General features: G+C 62.8%; 16 protein-coding genes. 13 read left to right on the top strand and 3 right to left on the bottom strand.

Going from position 1 to position 16,858, the window contains the following annotated elements:
- Positions 1-186 precede the first annotated feature (186 nt).
- The 10 genes from D460_RS0116595 (at position 187) to D460_RS0116550 (ending at position 11,818) form a co-directional block, all read left to right on the top strand.
- Entirely contained in the window at positions 187-516 is a 330-nt protein-coding gene (locus D460_RS0116595) for an STAS domain-containing protein (RefSeq protein WP_018899700.1), read from the top strand.
- Entirely contained in the window at positions 513-881 is a 369-nt protein-coding gene (locus D460_RS0116590; RefSeq protein ID WP_018899699.1) for a response regulator, read from the top strand. Before D460_RS0116595 ends, D460_RS0116590 begins: the two co-directional genes overlap by 4 nt.
- Positions 878-2,953 (top strand): chemotaxis protein CheA, encoded by a 2,076-nt coding sequence (locus tag D460_RS0116585; protein WP_018899698.1) that lies wholly within the window; start codon positions 878-880, stop codon positions 2,951-2,953. Before D460_RS0116590 ends, D460_RS0116585 begins: the two co-directional genes overlap by 4 nt.
- Positions 2,950-3,450 (top strand): chemotaxis protein CheW, encoded by a 501-nt coding sequence (locus D460_RS0116580; RefSeq protein WP_018899697.1) that lies wholly within the window; start codon positions 2,950-2,952, stop codon positions 3,448-3,450. Before D460_RS0116585 ends, D460_RS0116580 begins: the two co-directional genes overlap by 4 nt.
- 30 nt (positions 3,451-3,480) lie before the next feature.
- Positions 3,481-5,175 (top strand): methyl-accepting chemotaxis protein, encoded by a 1,695-nt coding sequence (locus tag D460_RS0116575; RefSeq protein WP_026283235.1) that lies wholly within the window; start codon positions 3,481-3,483, stop codon positions 5,173-5,175.
- Between the two features lie 219 nt (positions 5,176-5,394).
- Positions 5,395-7,332, top strand: coding sequence for a methyl-accepting chemotaxis protein (locus D460_RS0116570; RefSeq protein WP_018899695.1), 1,938 nt, complete (start codon positions 5,395-5,397; stop codon positions 7,330-7,332).
- 181 nt (positions 7,333-7,513) lie between these two features.
- Positions 7,514-9,352 carry a methyl-accepting chemotaxis protein gene (locus D460_RS0116565; RefSeq protein ID WP_018899694.1) on the top strand — a complete coding sequence of 613 codons (1,839 nt, stop codon included), beginning with the start codon at positions 7,514-7,516 and terminating at the stop codon, positions 9,350-9,352.
- Between the two features lies 1 nt (position 9,353).
- Entirely contained in the window at positions 9,354-9,830 is a 477-nt protein-coding gene (locus tag D460_RS0116560; protein WP_018899693.1) for a chemotaxis protein CheW, read from the top strand.
- Between the two features lie 26 nt (positions 9,831-9,856).
- On the top strand, positions 9,857-10,711 hold the full coding sequence (locus D460_RS0116555; protein ID WP_026283234.1) for a CheR family methyltransferase: 855 nt from the start codon (positions 9,857-9,859) through the stop codon (positions 10,709-10,711).
- Positions 10,712-10,723: 12 nt separating this feature from the next.
- Positions 10,724-11,818 carry a chemotaxis response regulator protein-glutamate methylesterase gene (locus D460_RS0116550; protein ID WP_018899691.1) on the top strand — a complete coding sequence of 365 codons (1,095 nt, stop codon included), beginning with the start codon at positions 10,724-10,726 and terminating at the stop codon, positions 11,816-11,818.
- Positions 11,819-11,876: 58 nt separating this feature from the next.
- On the opposite strand, the gene D460_RS0116545 is transcribed toward D460_RS0116550, so the two are convergent.
- Positions 11,877-12,617 carry a 3-oxoacyl-ACP reductase family protein gene (locus D460_RS0116545; RefSeq protein WP_018899690.1) on the bottom strand — a complete coding sequence of 247 codons (741 nt, stop codon included), beginning with the start codon at positions 12,615-12,617 and terminating at the stop codon, positions 11,877-11,879.
- Positions 12,618-12,693: 76 nt separating this feature from the next.
- A complete protein-coding gene (locus D460_RS0116540) occupies positions 12,694-13,272 on the bottom strand; it encodes a TetR family transcriptional regulator (protein WP_018899689.1) in 579 nt (192 codons plus the stop codon).
- A 211-nt stretch (positions 13,273-13,483) separates the two neighbouring features.
- Between D460_RS0116540 and D460_RS0116535 the strand changes: the two genes are divergently transcribed.
- From D460_RS0116535 to D460_RS0116525, 3 genes are all read left to right on the top strand, one after another.
- Positions 13,484-14,284 (top strand): inositol monophosphatase family protein, encoded by an 801-nt coding sequence (locus D460_RS0116535; RefSeq protein ID WP_018899688.1) that lies wholly within the window; start codon positions 13,484-13,486, stop codon positions 14,282-14,284.
- A gap of 100 nt (positions 14,285-14,384) precedes the next feature.
- Positions 14,385-15,482 (top strand): hypothetical protein, encoded by a 1,098-nt coding sequence (locus D460_RS0116530; RefSeq protein WP_018899687.1) that lies wholly within the window; start codon positions 14,385-14,387, stop codon positions 15,480-15,482.
- A 3-nt stretch (positions 15,483-15,485) separates the two neighbouring features.
- Positions 15,486-16,517 (top strand): peptidoglycan -binding protein, encoded by a 1,032-nt coding sequence (locus D460_RS0116525; RefSeq protein WP_018899686.1) that lies wholly within the window; start codon positions 15,486-15,488, stop codon positions 16,515-16,517.
- 105 nt (positions 16,518-16,622) lie between these two features.
- On the opposite strand, the gene D460_RS0116520 is transcribed toward D460_RS0116525, so the two are convergent.
- Positions 16,623-16,814: a YegP family protein gene (locus tag D460_RS0116520; protein WP_018899685.1), complete on the bottom strand. Its 192-nt coding sequence runs from the start codon at positions 16,812-16,814 to the stop codon at positions 16,623-16,625.
- Positions 16,815-16,858: the final 44 nt, after the last annotated feature.

Here is a 16,858-nt window from a genome sequence, read left to right as displayed (position 1 = left end):
TGTATGATATTAATGCAATTATAGGATATGATAGAATGCTAATTATTATTTCTGCAGGGTGATATTTCAGGGAGTCGGGACTCGTCTCAATTGCATTTTGCTGCAACCTACTTTTACGTGTTGTTAAGCGTGCCGTGAGATTCCTCAAAGGGTTGAAAAAGTATTTCTCCGCCCTAGGAGGCCGAAGTGAGTGTGCGTGAACAGTATTCCGAGTCTATATCCCTGCCGGAAGTTCTAACGATCAGGAATATCTCGGATATCTTCTCGAAAATTGCGTCTTTATTTAAGAATAACAGTTCCGTTGTTCTCGATATTCCCGAAAAAGCTGAGGCCGACTTGAGTTTTGTGCAGCTGATCGAAGCTGTCCGCCGGCACGCTGAAACCAACGACAAAGCGCTCGCACTCGCGGCTCCCGCCCGCGGTCAGGTCCTCAAGGTGCTGGAGCGCGCCGGCTTCGTGGAAGCCTTCAACAGCGAAGATACAAAATTCTGGTTGCATGAAGAGGTAAAGCCATGAGCGCCAACATTCTCACCGTCGACGATTCCGCAAGCATTCGACTGACGACCAAGGTCACGCTGACCAATGCGGGCTACACCGTTAGCGAGGCGGCCGATGGCGCGCAGGGACTGGCGGCCGCGAAGGCCGGCAATTACGACCTGATCATCACTGATCTCAACATGCCCGTCATGGACGGCCTGACGATGATCGAGGAGCTGCGCAAGCTGCCGGAGCATACCGGCGTGCCGATCATCTTCCTCACCACCGAATCCGACGCCGACCTCAAGGCCCGCGCCAAGGCCGCCGGCGCCACCGGCTGGCTGACCAAGCCGTTCGATCCTGAAAACCTCGTCAAGATCGCCAGGAAGGTGCTCGGCAGATGAGCTCTCTCGATCCTGTAGCGGTCTTTCGCACCGAGGCGGCCGAATGCCTCGAAGCCATCGAGACGGGTCTTCTCGATCTGACGCACAAGCTCGACGACAAGGACGTCGTCGATGCCGTCTTCCGCGGCCTTCACACGCTGAAGGGCTCGGGCTCGATGTTCGGCTTCGATGCGCTGGCCGCCTTTACGCATCATTGCGAAACGGCGTTCGACCGGGTTCGCAAGGGCGAGGTGCCGGCGACAGCCGAGCTCGTCGCCGCCGTGCTTGCCGCTCAGGATCACATGCGTGCTCTCGTCGATCGGCCGGACGCCGATCACGGTGACACCGGCCAGCGGTTGCTGGCCCAGCTTCAGGCCGCCGTCGGCGAGACATCGGGCGGCGCTGCTGCTCCTGCTGCTCAACCGGCCCCGGTTGCCGCTCCCGCCGCAGCCGCCGCCAAGACCACCACCTGGCGCATCCGCTTCAGCCTTCCCTCGAATTCGATGGCGAACGGCACCAATCCGCTCGGCCTGCTCGACGAATTGCGGGATCTCGGCGAATGCAGCGTCAAGGCCAACCTCTCCGCCATTCCTGTCCTCGACGAGATGGTTCCGACCGATCTCTACGTCACCTGGGACGTCATCCTCACCAGCACGCAGGACCGCTCAGCGATCGACGACGTGTTCATCTTCGTCATGGACGACATGGAGCTCGAGGTCGAGGAGATCGCCGCTCCGGTAGCCCACGAAGCCAAGGCCGAACCCGTCGCCGTCGTGGCAGAAGTGAAGGCTGAGCCTGTCGTCGCAGCGCCCGTCGCGGCTGCGCCCGCAGTCGCCGCCGTGCCGGAATTCAAGCCTGTCGAGGCGGTCCCGGCCAAGCGCGAGAGTGCTGCACAGGCCGACCAGCGTCAGGCGAAGGCTGCCGAAAACGTTCGCGTTCCGGCCGAACGTCTCGACGAACTGATGGACCGTGTCGGCGAGCTCGTCATCGCCCAGTCGCGCCTCAGCCAGCTGGCGAGCGCCAGCGCCGATATCGCGCTTCGCTCGGTGTCTGAGGAAATCGAGCGCCTGTCGGGCGAACTGCGCGACACGATGATGGTGCTCCGCATGGTGCCTGTCGCGACGCTGTTCTCACGCTTCCGCCGCCTCGTTCACGACCTCGCCCGCGAAACGGGCAAGGTGATCGAGCTGGTGACCGAGGGCGAAAGCACCGAGGTCGACAAGACCGTGATCGAGCGTCTCGCCGATCCGCTGGTGCATCTGGTGCGCAACTCGATCGACCACGGTCTTGAGACACCGGCCGAGCGTCTGGCTGCAGGCAAGAGCGAAGCCGGCACGGTGACGCTGTCCGCACGCCAGGCCGGCGGCGAGGTGATCATCTCGATCAAGGACGACGGCCGCGGCATCAATCGCGATCGGGTCCGCGCCAAGGCGGAATCCTCCGGCCTCATCGCGCCGGGCCAGCCGCTCACCGATTCCGAGCTGCTGCAGCTGATCTTCGCGCCGGGCTTCTCCACGGCTGCGGCGATCACCAATCTTTCCGGCCGTGGCGTCGGCATGGATGTGGTCAAGAAGACGGTCGAGGCGCTGCGTGGCGCGATCGATATCACCAGCCTGAACGGCCAGGGTTCGGAAGTGTCGCTGCGCATTCCGCTGACGCTTGCCATCATCGACGGCCTGCTCGTGCGGGTCGGCAATGGCAGCTACGTCATTCCGCTTTCGGCTGTCGAGGAATGCCTGGAGCTGTCGCTGGAAGAGGACCTGCGTTCGCGCGGCCGCAGCTTCATCTCGCTGCGCGACAGCCTCGTGCCATTCTTGAGACTTCGCGATCTCTTCCGCACCGGCACCAAGCCCGACGTGCACCAGAAGGTCGTGGTCATCTCCACCGGCACTGAGCGTGTCGGCCTGGTCGTCGACCAGATCATCGGCGATCACCAAACGGTCATCAAGTCGATGTCGAAACTGCACAACGACGTGTCCACCTTCTCGGGCGCCACCATTCTCGGCGACGGCAGCGTCGCCCTCATTCTCGACGTCGGCCATCTCGTGGCCGCCGGTCAGCAACAGGAAACACAGATGCGGGTGGCAGGATGAGCGCGGCAGCCGAGAAGATCGACCATCATTGGAACTATGCCGACGAAGTCGAGGTGCTGACCTTCGACATGAACGGCGAGACCTTCGCGCTCGAGGCGGTGATCGTCCAGGAAATCCTGGACCTGCTGCCGGAGACGGCGGTGCCGGGCGCGCAGCCTTTCGTCGCCAGCGTCATCAATTTTCGCGGCAAGGTCATTCCGCTGGCGGACCTGCGCCTCGCCTTCGGGATGGACGGCACGGAAGCGACGATCGACAGCCGCATCATCGTCATCGAGCTCGATCTCGATGGCGAGGCGACGCTGGTCGGCCTTCGCACCGACAAGGTCAACGAGGTGACGACGCTGGCACGGGCAGCCAGCGAACCGCCACCGAGCGTCGGCATGCGCTGGCGCGCCGACTACATCAACTGCCTGGTGAAGCGCGGGGGCGAGTTCATCATCCTGCCCAATCTGCAAGCACTGTTTTCTTCACGACACGAGACATCGACCGCCGGTTAGGCTGCGTCATCTAGGGGTAAGGGGTTAGAGATGCGATTGACGATCAAGACGAAACTGGTGTCGGCGTTTGCCTTCATCATCCTCATGTTGCTGGGCACATCGACCTATTCGATCATCAGCCTCAGCGGTTTGAATGATTCCATCGGCGCCGTGCTGGCCGGCCCGGCCGCGCGCCTGGAACTGGCGCAGACCATCAATATCGGCCAGCTCGAAGCGATCCGCCAGCAGAAGAACCTGCTGATGGCCAAGGATCAGGCCGAAGTGAACAATTCCATCGCCAAGGGCGATGTCGGGCGCAAGGAATTCGCCCAGGCGCTGGCATCCGTGCTGCAGATCGCCACCGAACAGGGCCGCCCGCGCTGGGAACAGGTTTCCGAACTTTCCAAGCAGTTCTTCCAGGCTGACGACCAGATCCGCGAATTTGTGAAGGCGGGCAACGCCGAAGCGGCCAACAATATCTCGGTCACCACGGCACGCGCCGCCGCCAACCAGATCGATACGGCGCTGGCGGAAATTCTCAAGCTTGAGAAGGAGCGCATGAGCGTTGCCGATGATGATGCGGAAGCAAGCTATCTCGCAACGCGCACGACGATGATCGTCGCCGTCGCCGCTGCTCTGCTGTTTGCCGCCATTACCGCTTACTGGATCGCAAGCACGATCTCCAAGGGTCTGAACCGCGCCAACAACGTGGTGCGCGAAGTTGCCGAGGGCGATCTCACGAAGATGGCAGAGATCACCAATCGCGACGAGATCGGTGAGCTGCTCGGCAATGTCAACGTGATGATCGAGCGTCTGCGTGGCGTGGTCGGTGATGCGCTCTCGGCTTCCGAGAACGTCTCTGCCGGCAGCCAAGAGCTGTCCGCCAGCTCCGAGCAGGTCTCGCAGGGCGCGACCGAGCAGGCGGCATCTGCTGAAGAAGCTTCGGCTTCGATGGAAGAAATGGCCGCGAACATCAAGCAGAACGCCGACAATGCCGCGCAGACCGAGAAGATCGCTCGCCAGTCGGCCAAGGATGCGGAAGAAAGCGGCGCTGCCGTCAGCCGTGCCGTCGAAGCCATGCGCACCATCGCCGACAAGATCGTCATCGTGCAGGAAATCGCACGCCAGACCGATCTGCTCGCACTCAACGCCGCCGTCGAGGCAGCGCGTGCCGGCGAACATGGCAAGGGCTTCGCGGTTGTTGCTTCGGAAGTTCGCAAGCTTGCCGAACGCAGCCAGTCGGCAGCCGCCGAGATCAGCGCCATGTCGGGCGATACGGTCAAGGCCGCCAGCAACGCCGGCGACATGCTCGGCCGCCTGGTTCCCGATATCCGCAAGACAGCCGAGCTCGTCTCCGAGATCAGCGCCGCCTGCCGCGAGCAGGATATCGGTGCCGCCCAGATCAACGAAGCGATCCAGCAGCTCGACAAGGTGACCCAGCAGAACGCCGGTGCCTCCGAGCAGATGTCGGCCACCTCTGAAGAACTCGCGGCGCAGGCCGAGGAACTTCAGGCCTCGATCGCCTTCTTCAAGGTTGACGGCGCGGGCAGCAAGGCCGGCTTCAAGAAGCCCGTGGCCAAGCCGGCCGCCAAGGCTCCTACTGCCCGGCCCGCTGCGGTCGTCAGCAACAAGAACGTCGCCACTCGCTCGGTTGCCGCCCAGCAGGCACGCGCCAAGGGCTTTGCTCTCGACATGTCGATGGGCGGTCCGGACGCCAGCGACGACGATTTCCGCGAAAGCGCGTGATCAAGAAACATGTCGTGGCCGGATAGCCGGCCACGACATCAAGACTGCCAACGAATGGATCGTTGGAGGCGGGGCGCGCGACAGCCGCCGGCCACGAGCAGATGAAAAGCTCCCATCTTATTTCCGAAATCGCGTGGTCCGAAATCGCCTGGATGATCGGAAAGCCAGGATCGCCATCGCGGTTTCACCCAGCGATTTTTTAAAGGCCGGAGTTTTCACATGCGCATTACGCTTAAGCTGAAACTTTCATTCGCATTCTCACTGCTGATCCTGCTCATCATCGGCTCCGTCGGGCTTGGCATCCACGGCCTGCAGTCGATGAACACGCTGCGCAACGAGCTACTGGAAGGTCCGGTAGAGCAGGATCACTACGCCAGCAGCCTGACATCCGCTTTCGATGGTCTCGGCCTTGCCGTGGGCGACCTGCTCGTTGCCAACAGCCCCGAATTCACGGCGCGGGCAAATGCCGCGATCGATGCGGAACGCAAGGCTTTTGAAAAGACGCTCGACGAGGGCGAGCAGCATGCGCCGCCGGAATTCAAGGATGAGTGGAACCAGATCCGCGAGTTCTGGACCGGCTACGTCGTCTTGAACGACCGCATTCGCGGCCTCATCACCTCCGGCCAGAAAGAAATGGGCCTGCAGCTCAACGATACCGATGGCGTCACCGCCCGGCAGAAGCTTGATGGCATGACCGCCGCGCTGATGGCGCTGACCAAGCAGGCCGTGACCGATGCCGATGCCGTGGGCGACAAGGCCTATGATACGACCTTCACCATGCTGCTGGTCGTGGCTGGCGTCGCGCTCGTCATCGCCATCGGCGCGACCATCTGGATCGCAACGACGATCAGCTCGGGTCTGCGCAAGGTGAAGACGGTGGCCGACGCGGTGGCGATCGGCGATCTCAACCAGAACATTGAGATCAAGAGCAATGACGAGATCAAGGACCTTGTCGACACGATCAACATCATGACCGCCAATCTGCGCCAGACGGCCGGGATTGCCGACCAGGTCGCGCAGGGCGATCTCTCCATCGATCCACGCCCGCTGTCGGAGAAGGACGTGCTCGGCATCGCCATGAAGGACATGGTCACCAACCTGCGCGCCACGTCTGCGATCGCCGACCGCATCGCCAATGGCGACCTGACCGTTTCGCCGAAGCCGCTGTCGGACAAGGACACGCTCGGCATCGCGCTGGAACAGATGGTCGAGCGGTTGCGCGGCGTCGTCGCCGATGCGCTTTCTGCTTCCGAGAATGTTTCCGCAGGCAGCCAGGAACTCTCCGCAAGCTCCGAGCAGGTGTCGCAGGGTGCGAGCGAACAGGCAGCATCGGCTGAAGAAGCGTCTGCTTCGATGGAAGAGATGGCGGCCAACATCAAGCAGAACGCCGATAACGCTGCACAGACCGAGAAGATCGCTCGCCAGTCGGCAAAGGATGCCGAGGAGAGCGGTGCAGCGGTTACCCGCGCCGTGATCGCCATGCGCACGATCGCCGACAAGATCGTCATCGTGCAGGAAATCGCGCGCCAGACGGACCTGCTTGCACTCAACGCCGCCGTCGAGGCAGCGCGTGCCGGCGAGCATGGCAAGGGTTTTGCGGTCGTTGCTTCCGAAGTGCGCAAGCTTGCGGAGCGCAGCCAGTCCGCTGCCGCCGAGATCAGCGCCATGTCGGGTGACACCGTGAAGGTGGCAAGCGAAGCGGGCGACATGCTCGGTCGCCTGGTGCCCGATATCCGCAAGACGGCCGAACTCGTCTCCGAGATCAGCGCTGCCTGCCGCGAACAGGATATCGGCGCATCGCAGATCAATGAGGCGATCCAGCAGCTCGACAAGGTGACGCAGCAGAACGCCGGTGCTTCCGAGCAGATGTCGGCGACCTCCGAAGAACTCGCGGCCCAGGCCGAGGAGCTGCAGGCCTCGATCGCCTTCTTCAAGGTCGACATGTCGGGCATGCGGGCAGGTGTGCGGACCGTCGCGGCCAAGCCCGCGGCGACACGGTCCGCTCAGGCCGGAGCTTCCCGCCCGACGGCGGCCGGCAACAAGAATTTCAGTGCCCGCTCGGTTTCGGCCCAGCAGGCGCGTGCCAAGGGGTTTGCTCTCGACATGTCGATGGGTGGCCCTGACGCCGGCGACGACGATTTTCTCGAAAGCGCTTGATTTGAGTTCCGTCGCACCGGGCCGGTGGCCGGGTGCGACACCCGAAGTGTGAATACGTCGGTTGAAATATCCGGGTTCCGGAGATCGCAGAAGGGTGGATGTACAGTCTTCCTGCGCCTGTCATGCCTCCATTTCCCCAATGGCGGCGCCTTTAATACTGCGATTTCAAGGACATGAAGAAATGCGGTTTACCATCAAATTGAAACTGGCCATTGCCTTTGGCCTGATGATCGTTCTGCTGCTGGCGACGGCCGGCTACGGCATCTACAGCCTCTCCAATCTCAACAACGCGATCAGCGATGTGATCGCCGGTCCGGCCAAGCGTCTTGAGCAGGCACAGAACCTCGGTAACTTCCAGCTGCGCATCGTTCGCGCGCAGATGAACATGGCGACCGCCACCAAGCCTGAAGATGTCGCCAAGTACATCGACGCCAGCAACAGCAACCGCAAGCAGTTCTCCGAAACCCGCCAGTGGCTGCTCGACAACAACACCAGCGAAGCCGGCAAGAAGGGCTGGCAGGATGTTGGCGAGCTTGAGACGAAGCTCTATGCACTCGATGATCGCATTCACCAGCTCGCTCAGGACGGCAATGGCGCGGAAGCCGTTCGTCTGGCCACGAACGAGGGTCGCACGATTGTCGACGACATCGAAACGCTGACCCAGGCCCGCATCGACGCAAACCGCGCCGCGATGCAGAAGGCCGATGAAGACACGACTGCGCAGTATCTGACGACGCGCAATTTCATCTTCGCTGTCGCTGGTGTTGCGCTGCTCATGGCCATCGCTGCCGCTCTCTGGATCGCACTCGGCATCAGCGCCGGTCTCAACAAGGCGAAGGCCGCCGTTAGCGCAGTTGCCATCGGCGATCTCGATCAGGACGTCCTCGTCAAGACCAACGACGAAATCAAGGATCTGGTCGACACGCTGAACATCATGACCGCAAACCTGCGCAACACCGCCAACATCGCCACGCAGATTTCGAACGGCGACCTGACCGTCGCGCCGAAGCCGCTGTCGGACAAGGATACGCTTGGTCTCGCGCTGGAGCAGATGGTCGAGCGCCTGCGCGGCGTCGTTGCCGATGCGATCGCAGCCGCTGAAAACGTCTCGGCTGGCAGCCAGGAACTGTCGGCGAGCTCCGAGCAGGTGTCGCAGGGTGCCACCGAACAGGCAGCATCCGCCGAAGAAGCCTCGGCTTCGATGGAAGAGATGGCCGCCAACATCAAGCAGAATGCCGATAACGCAGCCCAGACCGAGAAGATCGCGCGCCAGTCCGCCAAGGATGCCGAGGCTTCCGGTGACGCTGTAACCCGCGCCGTCGAGGCCATGCGCACGATCGCCGAGAAGATCGGTATCGTCCAGGAAATCGCTCGCCAGACCGACCTGCTTGCGCTGAACGCCGCTGTCGAGGCAGCGCGTGCCGGCGAGCATGGCAAGGGCTTTGCAGTCGTGGCTTCCGAAGTTCGCAAGCTTGCGGAACGCAGCCAGTCCGCAGCGGCTGAAATCAGCGCCATGTCTGGCGATACCGTCAAGGCTGCCAGCGAAGCCGGCGACATGCTTGGTCGTCTGGTTCCAGACATCCGCAAGACGGCGGAACTGGTCTCCGAGATCAGCGCCGCCTGCCGCGAGCAGGATATCGGTGCCTCGCAGATCAACGAAGCGATCCAGCAGCTCGACAAGGTGACCCAGCAGAACGCCGGCGCATCGGAAGAGATGTCAGCAACCTCGGAAGAGCTGGCGAGCCAGGCGGAAGAACTGCAGACCTCGATCGCCTTCTTCAAGGTCGACATGGCCGGCAGCCGCGACAGCCGCAAGCCTGCCGCCCGCATCAGTGTTCGCAGCCCGGCACCTGCCGCTCGCATCAGTGTTCGCAGCCCGGCACCTGCCGCTCGCAAACCTGCATCCAAGCCCGTTGCCAATTCGGTCACGGCGCAGCAGGCACGCGCCAAGGGCTTCGCACTCGACATGGCCATGGGCGGACCCGATGACGGCGACGCCGATTTCAAGGAAAGCGCATAATATGCCAACCACCTCCCAGGAAGCGCAGTTCGTCACCTTCAGCCTCGGCGAGGAAATCTTCGCCGTGCCTGTGGAGGTGGTCCGCGAGATCCTCGACTATGCCGAGGCCTTCAAGATCCCGAATGGTCCCGACTATCTCCTTGGCCTGCGCGACGTGCGCGGCCAGGGCGTCCCGACCATCGATCTCAGGCTGAAGCTTGGCATGTCGAAGACGGTGCCCACGTCGCACACGCGGGTTCTCGTCCTCGACATCCCGATGGAGAGCCGGCTTCTCACGCTCGGCCTCGTCGCCGACCGGGTCTTCGAAGTCACGCCGTTCAGGCGCGACCAGATCGAGGCGGCGCCTGATATCGGCGTGCGCTGGCGCTCGGATTACATTTCCGGCGTCGTGCGCCGCGAAACCGGCTTCGTCGTCATCGTCGATCTCGCGCGGCTTCTGTCGCGCGAGGATGCCTCCGCCCTGCAATCGGCCGCCTGAGCGGACACGCTGGAGTATTTTGACTTATGAGCATGGCTGCCGTTGAGACCCAAATGGTGGGCGACAGGATCAGCAAGCGGAATTTCGAGAAGCTTGCACAGTTCATATATGACTATAGCGGCATCAAGATGCCGCCGACGAAGCTGACGATGCTCGAAGGCCGGCTTCGCCGCCGGCTGCGGGCAACGCAGCACGCGACCTTCGACGACTATTGCGACTTCCTGTTCCACGACGACGGGCTGGAGCAGGAGACGGTCTATCTGATCGACGCGGTGACGACGAACAAGACCGACTTTTTCCGCGAGGCGCGCCACTTCGAATACATGCAGCAGGTGGCGCTTCCCGCACTCGTCTCGAGCGGCGTCCGCACCATCCGCACCTGGAGTTCCGCCTGCTCCACGGGGGCCGAGCCCTATACGATGGCCATGGTGCTCGAAGAGTTCGTCGCCGACCGGCGCGACCTGAATTACAGCATCCTCGCGACCGATCTCAGCACCGACGTGCTGGCGACGGCGCGGCGCGGCATCTATTCCGAGGATCTGGTGCATCCGGTGCCGCGTGAGCTGCTGCGGAAATATGTGATGGTCGCCAAGCAGAAGGATCGTCGTGAGGTCCGCATCTCGGCCGATCTGCGTAGCCGCGTCGGCTTCGCCCGCATGAACCTGATGGACGAGAATTATCCCGTCGGCGAGGGGATGCACATGATCTTCTGCCGCAACGTGCTGATCTACTTCGACAAGCCGACGCAATCAGGCGTTCTGAAGCGCTTGTGCGCGCGGCTCCTGCCGGGCGGCTACATGTTCATCGGCCACTCCGAATCCATCACCGGTATCGACCTGCCCCTGAAGCAGGTTTCCAACACTGTGTTCCAGCGCATCTAGGTCAAAGAGCATATGGGCAAGAAGATCCGCGTTCTCGTCATCGACGATTCCGCAAGCGTTCGCCAGACGCTCGTTCGCGTGCTGCAGGAGGATCCCGATATCGAGATCATGGGGGTCGCGACCGATCCCTTCATGGCGGCGAAGAAGATCCAGGAAGAAATCCCTGATGTCATCACGCTCGATGTCGAGATGCCGCGCATGGATGGCATCACCTTCCTGCGCAAGCTGATGTCGCAGCGGCCGATCCCCGTCGTCATGTGCTCGTCGCTGACGGAGGCGGGGTCGGAAACGCTGATGCAGGCGCTGGAGGCCGGCGCCGTCGACGTGATCCTGAAGTCGAAGATCGGCGCTGCCGACAGTCTGGCCGACGATGCCGTCCGCATCCGCGAGGCGGTGAAAAGCGCCTCGCATGCACGTCTCGGCAATGTCAGACGCAACGTCAACAGCCTGCGGCCCGGCGCGCCAATGCCGGCGCAGAAGCTGACGGCGGATGCGATGCTGCCGCCGCCATCAGGGAAAGCCATGGCGAAGACGACCGAGATGGTGGTCTGCGTCGGCGCGTCCACCGGTGGAACCGAGGCGTTGCGCGAGTTTCTGGAGGCGCTGCCGGCCAATGCGCCCGGTATTGTCATCGTCCAGCACATGCCGGAGAAATTCACCGCCGCCTTCGCCAAGCGGCTGAACAGCCTGTGCGAGGTCGAGGTCAAGGAAGCCGTCGATGGCGATCCCGTGCTGCGCGGCCATGTGCTGATCGCGCCCGGCGACAGCCACATGCTGCTCGAGCGGCGCGGCGCGCGCTATCACGTTGCGGTCAAGAGCGGCCCGCTGGTCTCGCGCCACCGGCCATCGGTCGATGTGTTGTTCCGCTCGGCGGCGCGTTCGGCGGGCTCCAACGCCATGGGCATCATCATGACCGGAATGGGCGACGATGGCGCCAAGGGCATGCTGGAGATGCACCAGGCCGGCGCCTACACGGTGGCGCAGGACGAGGCGACGTCGGTGGTCTTCGGCATGCCGAAGGAGGCGATCGCCAAGGGCGGGGTGGATCGTATCCTGCCGCTGGAGCAGATCGCCCGCGAAGTCCTGATCACGCAGCAGAAGTTCTGAGGCGCGACGATACACAGATGAGAGCCGGCGGTGTGCGAGCACCGCCGGCTTTTTGCGTTCAGGCGAGGTAGCCGCCGTCGATGGTGAGCGCGGAGCCGGTGACGAAGGATGCCTCGGGGCTCGCGAGATAGGCCGCAAGGCTGGCGATTTCGTTGTCTTCGCCCATGCGGCCCAGCGCCATCAGCGGCGACAGGTGCTCCTCCGTGCCCGACGCGCCGTTCATGTCGGTGGCCGTTGGTCCCGGCTGGATGGTGTTGACGGTGATCCCGCGCGGGCCGAGATCGCGCGCCAGGCCGCGGGTCATCGAGGCGATGGCGCCCTTGGTCATGCTGTAGACCGAGGATGTTGGAAAGCCGCTGCGGTCGGCAACGACGCTGCCGATATTGATGATGCGACTACCTGCCTGCATGTGCCTTGCCGCTGCCTGGGTGCCGACGAAGACGGCGCGGACGTTGACGGCGAACATGCGGTCGAAATCCTCCAGCGCGAATTCATCGAGTGGGGCGAGCATCAGGATGCCGGCATTGTTGACCAGAATGTCGAGCGCGCTGAAGCGGCTGATTGTCGTGGCGACGGCATTGCGCACGGCTTCGGGATCGGCGCTGTCCGCCTTGATCGCCAGCGCCTTGCCGCCTTTGGCTTCGATCTCCGTGGTCAGCGCCTTCGCCCGGTCATCGCTGCTGGCATAGGTGAAGGCCACGGCCGCGCCGTCTTGCGCCAGCCTGCGGACGATCGCCGCGCCGATGCCGCGCGAGCCGCCGGTGATGAGGGCGACCTTGTCGGTGAGAGAGTGAGACATTTGGATTTCCTTTCTGTTTTCCGGATCATTCAGTCTAGAATTGGATGCCAGAAGGTGGTGCGGCCTTGTGGTGCTCTTAGCGAAGGCTGCGGATGGCCATGCGGGCGATGCCGCGAAGGGTTTCGGGGGAGGCGCCGTTGCGGGCGCTGACTTTCATGCCTGATAGGGTCGCGCCGAGGAAGTGGACAGCCTCGTCGGGGTCGATGTCGGATGCGATGCCGCCACTCTTGCGGCCGTCTTCGACGATCGTCTTCAGCGCCGTGGACAGGGTGCGCGACGCGCTATCGGTCAGCGTGGCGATCTCAACGTCCGTGCGGCCGAATTCGCAGACGGCGCTGACGCCGAGGCAGCCGCGGCTGGCTTCCGCCGCCGGCCGCGAGGCAAAGGCGACGAGCGCGCCCTCCAGCGCCTCGACGGGCGATGCCTGGCGCTTCAGGTCGTCGATCAATCTCGCGGTGCTGTCGGCGTTGTAGCGCTGCAAGGCTTCCAGATAGAGGCCTCGCTTGTCGCCGAAGGTATCATACATGCTCTGGCGGCTGATCTTCATTGCCGTCAGCAACTGATCCGTCGACGTGCCTTCATAGCCGTGCTCGGAGAAAACGTTGATGGCGGCGCCAAGCGCCAGGTCGCGGTCGAATTCCTTGTGTCTTGCCATGGCGGAGATATAGGAATTACAGACTGATCTGTCCATAATTAATTTGCGGCCTTCTGGCGATTCAATGCAGCCATGCGGCGCCGCTCTTGAAATTTCCCTGATTTTGTGGTCTTGAAGCCGCCAATCTTATAAAGCGCAGCCTCTACCGGCGATCAGGGACCATCCCCGCCCTGACAACGCGCACCTATTTAGCCCAAGGAAAACCGCCCACATGGCCCGTTCAGCTCTTCTCAATGTCATGGTTCAGGCTGCCCTCAAGGCAGGCAAGTCGCTGGGGCGTGATTTCGGCGAAGTGCAGAACCTGCAGGTCTCGGTCAAGGGACCGGGCGATTTCGTTTCGTCCGCCGACCGCAAGGCCGAGAAGATCGTGCGCGAAGAGCTTCTGAAGGCACGTCCGACCTATGGCTTCCTCGGCGAGGAAGGCGAAGAGATCAAGGGCACCGACGGTGCGCACCGCTGGATCGTCGATCCGCTCGACGGCACCACCAACTTCCTGCACGGCATTCCGATGTTCGCCGTCTCGATCGCGCTCGAGCGCAACAACGAGATCGTCGCCGGCGTCATCTTCAACCCGGCGACCGACGAGCTCTACACCACCGAGCGTGGCGGCGGCGCCTTCCTCAACGATCGCCGCCTGCGCGTCGGCGCGCGTCGCGTGCTCTCTGACTCAGTCGTCGCCTGCGGCGTTCCGCATCTTGGCCGTGGCAACCATGGCAAATTCCTCGTCGAACTTCGGCACGTCATGGGCGAAGTCGCCGGTGTGCGCGGCATGGGCGCGGCCTCGCTCGATCTCGCTTATGTCGCGGCCGGCCGTTTCGACGGTTTGTGGGAAACCGACCTTTCGGCCTGGGATATCGCGGCCGGCATCCTGCTCATCCGCGAAGCCGGCGGCTATGTCAGTGACTGGGATGGCGGTAACTCTATTCTGGAGACCGGCAACGTCGTGGCCGGCAACGAGTACATCCAGAAGGCGCTGATGGAAGTTGCCAAGCGTCCTGTGCCCAGCCGGTAAGTCTTTGTTATAAAGACAGGCTTTTTCGTTCCGCATACTTCAATTCGGCACAATGATGATCTAGTCTCCGGCTGTGATGAGGCCGGAGGCTGCGGAATCTATGGAAAATGTGAATGTGGCGGAGTTCGGCTCGACCGAAAAAACCACGGGAAATTACAGCTATAAGCTATCCAGCCCAATGCCCTTTCTGTGGACGATGGTGCTGTTCCTCGTCATCGTCGGGTTCATAGCATCCATCCTGTTCCGCCAGGCGCAGACGGCCTTCATGCACAATCCGGGGCTGAACGGCCTCATTCTCGGCGTTCTCGGCATCGGCATCATCCTAGTGTTCAGCCATGTGCTGTCGCTGCGGCCTGAGGTGCGCTGGTTCAATTCGTTCCGCGCCGCCGGCAGCGCCGACAAGGTGAACCGCAACCCGAAGCTGCTCGCGCCGATGCGCACGCTGATCGGCAGCCGCACCTCCTCGGCCGCCGGCATCTCGACCACGGCCTTCCGCTCCATTCTCGATTCGATCGCCAACCGCCTGGACGAATCCCGCGACGTCTCGCGCTATCTGATCGGGCTTCTGGTCTTCCTCGGCCTGCTCGGCACCTTCTGGGGCTTGATCGGGACAATCGGTTCGATCAGTTCGGTCATCCAGTCGCTGGATGCCGGCACGAGCGGGTCTTCCGATGTTCTGACCTCGCTGAAAGAGGGGCTGTCGCAGCCGCTTTCCGGCATGGGGCAGGCGTTCTCGTCTTCGCTGCTTGGTCTTTCCGGTTCGCTCATCCTCGGTTTCCTCGACCTGCAGGCCGGCCGCGCGCAGAACCGCTTCTATACGGAGCTCGAAAACTGGCTGTCTTCGGTGACCGATGTCGGCTCCGACCTCGCAGCCCCTGTGATCGACACCAAGGGCGGCGTTTCGCCGGAAGAAATTCGCGCGCTGTCTGAATACATGCAGAAGGTCTCGGAAGAGGGCGGCGGCAGCCAGCGCTCGGTCGCGGCCATGGCCAATCTCGCCGAGGGCATTCAGGGGCTGGTCAAGAACATGCGCAACGAGCAGCAGATGCTGCGCGACTGGATCGAGGCGCAGCAGGACGAGGCGAAGGCTATGCGCCGCACGCTCGACCGGCTGGCCGAGCGGATCGGCGCACAGGAAAAGCATGCCTCGACTGAGCGCCCGCGCATGCCGCAGACCGAAAAGAGCGAGGGCAAGTAAGCCATGGCTCTTGCCCGAAACCGTCGCCGCGAACGCACGGTCGACTACTGGCCCGGCTTCGTCGATGCGCTCTCGACGCTTCTGATCGCGGTGATGTTCCTGCTCACGGTGTTCGTCGTCGGGCAGTTTATTCTGAGCCGCGAAATATCCGGCCGCGACGAGGTGATGAACCGGCTGAACAGCCAGATCAACGAGCTGACGCAGCTCTTGGCGCTCGAAAAGGGCAGCAAGCAGGATCTCGAGGACAGCGTCGCCAACCTGCAGGCCTCGCTTGCGACCGCCGAGGGCGAACGCTCGCGGCTGCAGTCGCTGCTGTCGGCCGGCTCCGGTGGCCAGGACGCGGCGCAGCAGCGGATCGGCTCGCTCACCAAGGAGCTAGACGAGCAGAAGCAGATGAGCGACCGGGCGATGAGCCAGGTCGAGTTGCTCAACCAGCAGATCGCGGCGCTGCGCAACCAGATCGCCGCCGTCGAGGTGGCGCTGCAGGCCTCCGAGCAGAAGGACCAGCAGTCGCAGACGAAGATCGCCGATCTCGGCCGCCGCCTCAACGTGGCGCTTGCCGCGCGGGTGCAGGAGCTCAACCGTTATCGCTCGGATTTCTTCGGGCGCCTGCGTGAGATTTTGTCTGACCGCGAGAACATCCGCATCGTCGGCGATCGCTTCGTGTTCCAGTCGGAAGTGCTCTTCCCCTCCGGCGGCGCCGATCTCAATCCCGACGGGCAGACGGAGATGGCCAAGCTTGCGGCAGCGCTGCTCGACGTCGCCAAGGAAATTCCGCCGGAGATCAACTGGGTGCTGCGCGTCGATGGCCACACCGACAACGTGCCGCTCGCCGGCACCGGCCGCTTCGCCGACAACTGGCAGCTGTCTTCGGCGCGCGCGATCTCGGTGGTCAAGTTCCTGATCGCGCAGGGCGTGCCGGCCGACCGACTGGTCGCGGCCGGCTTCGGCGAGTATCAGCCGATTGCGCCGGGCGATACGCCTGAGGCGCGGGCGACCAACCGACGGATCGAGCTGAAGCTGACGGAGAAGTGACGGGGTCGTTGCGGTTGCGCAAGTAACGGCGCGGCATACCGCACTATTCATGGCCCAGCAGCACAAAAGAAAAAGGCGGCGCCCTGAGGTGCCGCCTTTGATGTATCAGGCGTCAGCCGCCTTGGTGGTGTCGTCGACGATGGCTCCGGGAGCGTTTTTCTTGATGGATTCGATCGCGCTCAGCGCCGACGCCTTGGCCTTGTAGCCTTCGGAGCCGAACATCGCTTCGCCGTTCGATGCCTTGAAACGGAAACGGAATTCGCCTGCCTTGTCCTTATAAACTTCGAACTTATACATCGATTGTCTCCCGGAATCAGGATGTTGTTTAAATCTGCAAGCGC

This window comes from Rhizobium sp. 2MFCol3.1 (assembly GCF_000377565.1).
Taxonomy (GTDB): Bacteria; Pseudomonadota; Alphaproteobacteria; order Rhizobiales; family Rhizobiaceae; genus Rhizobium.
Note: the sequence above shows the minus strand (reverse complement) of the source record. Positions and strands in the feature narration are given on the sequence as shown.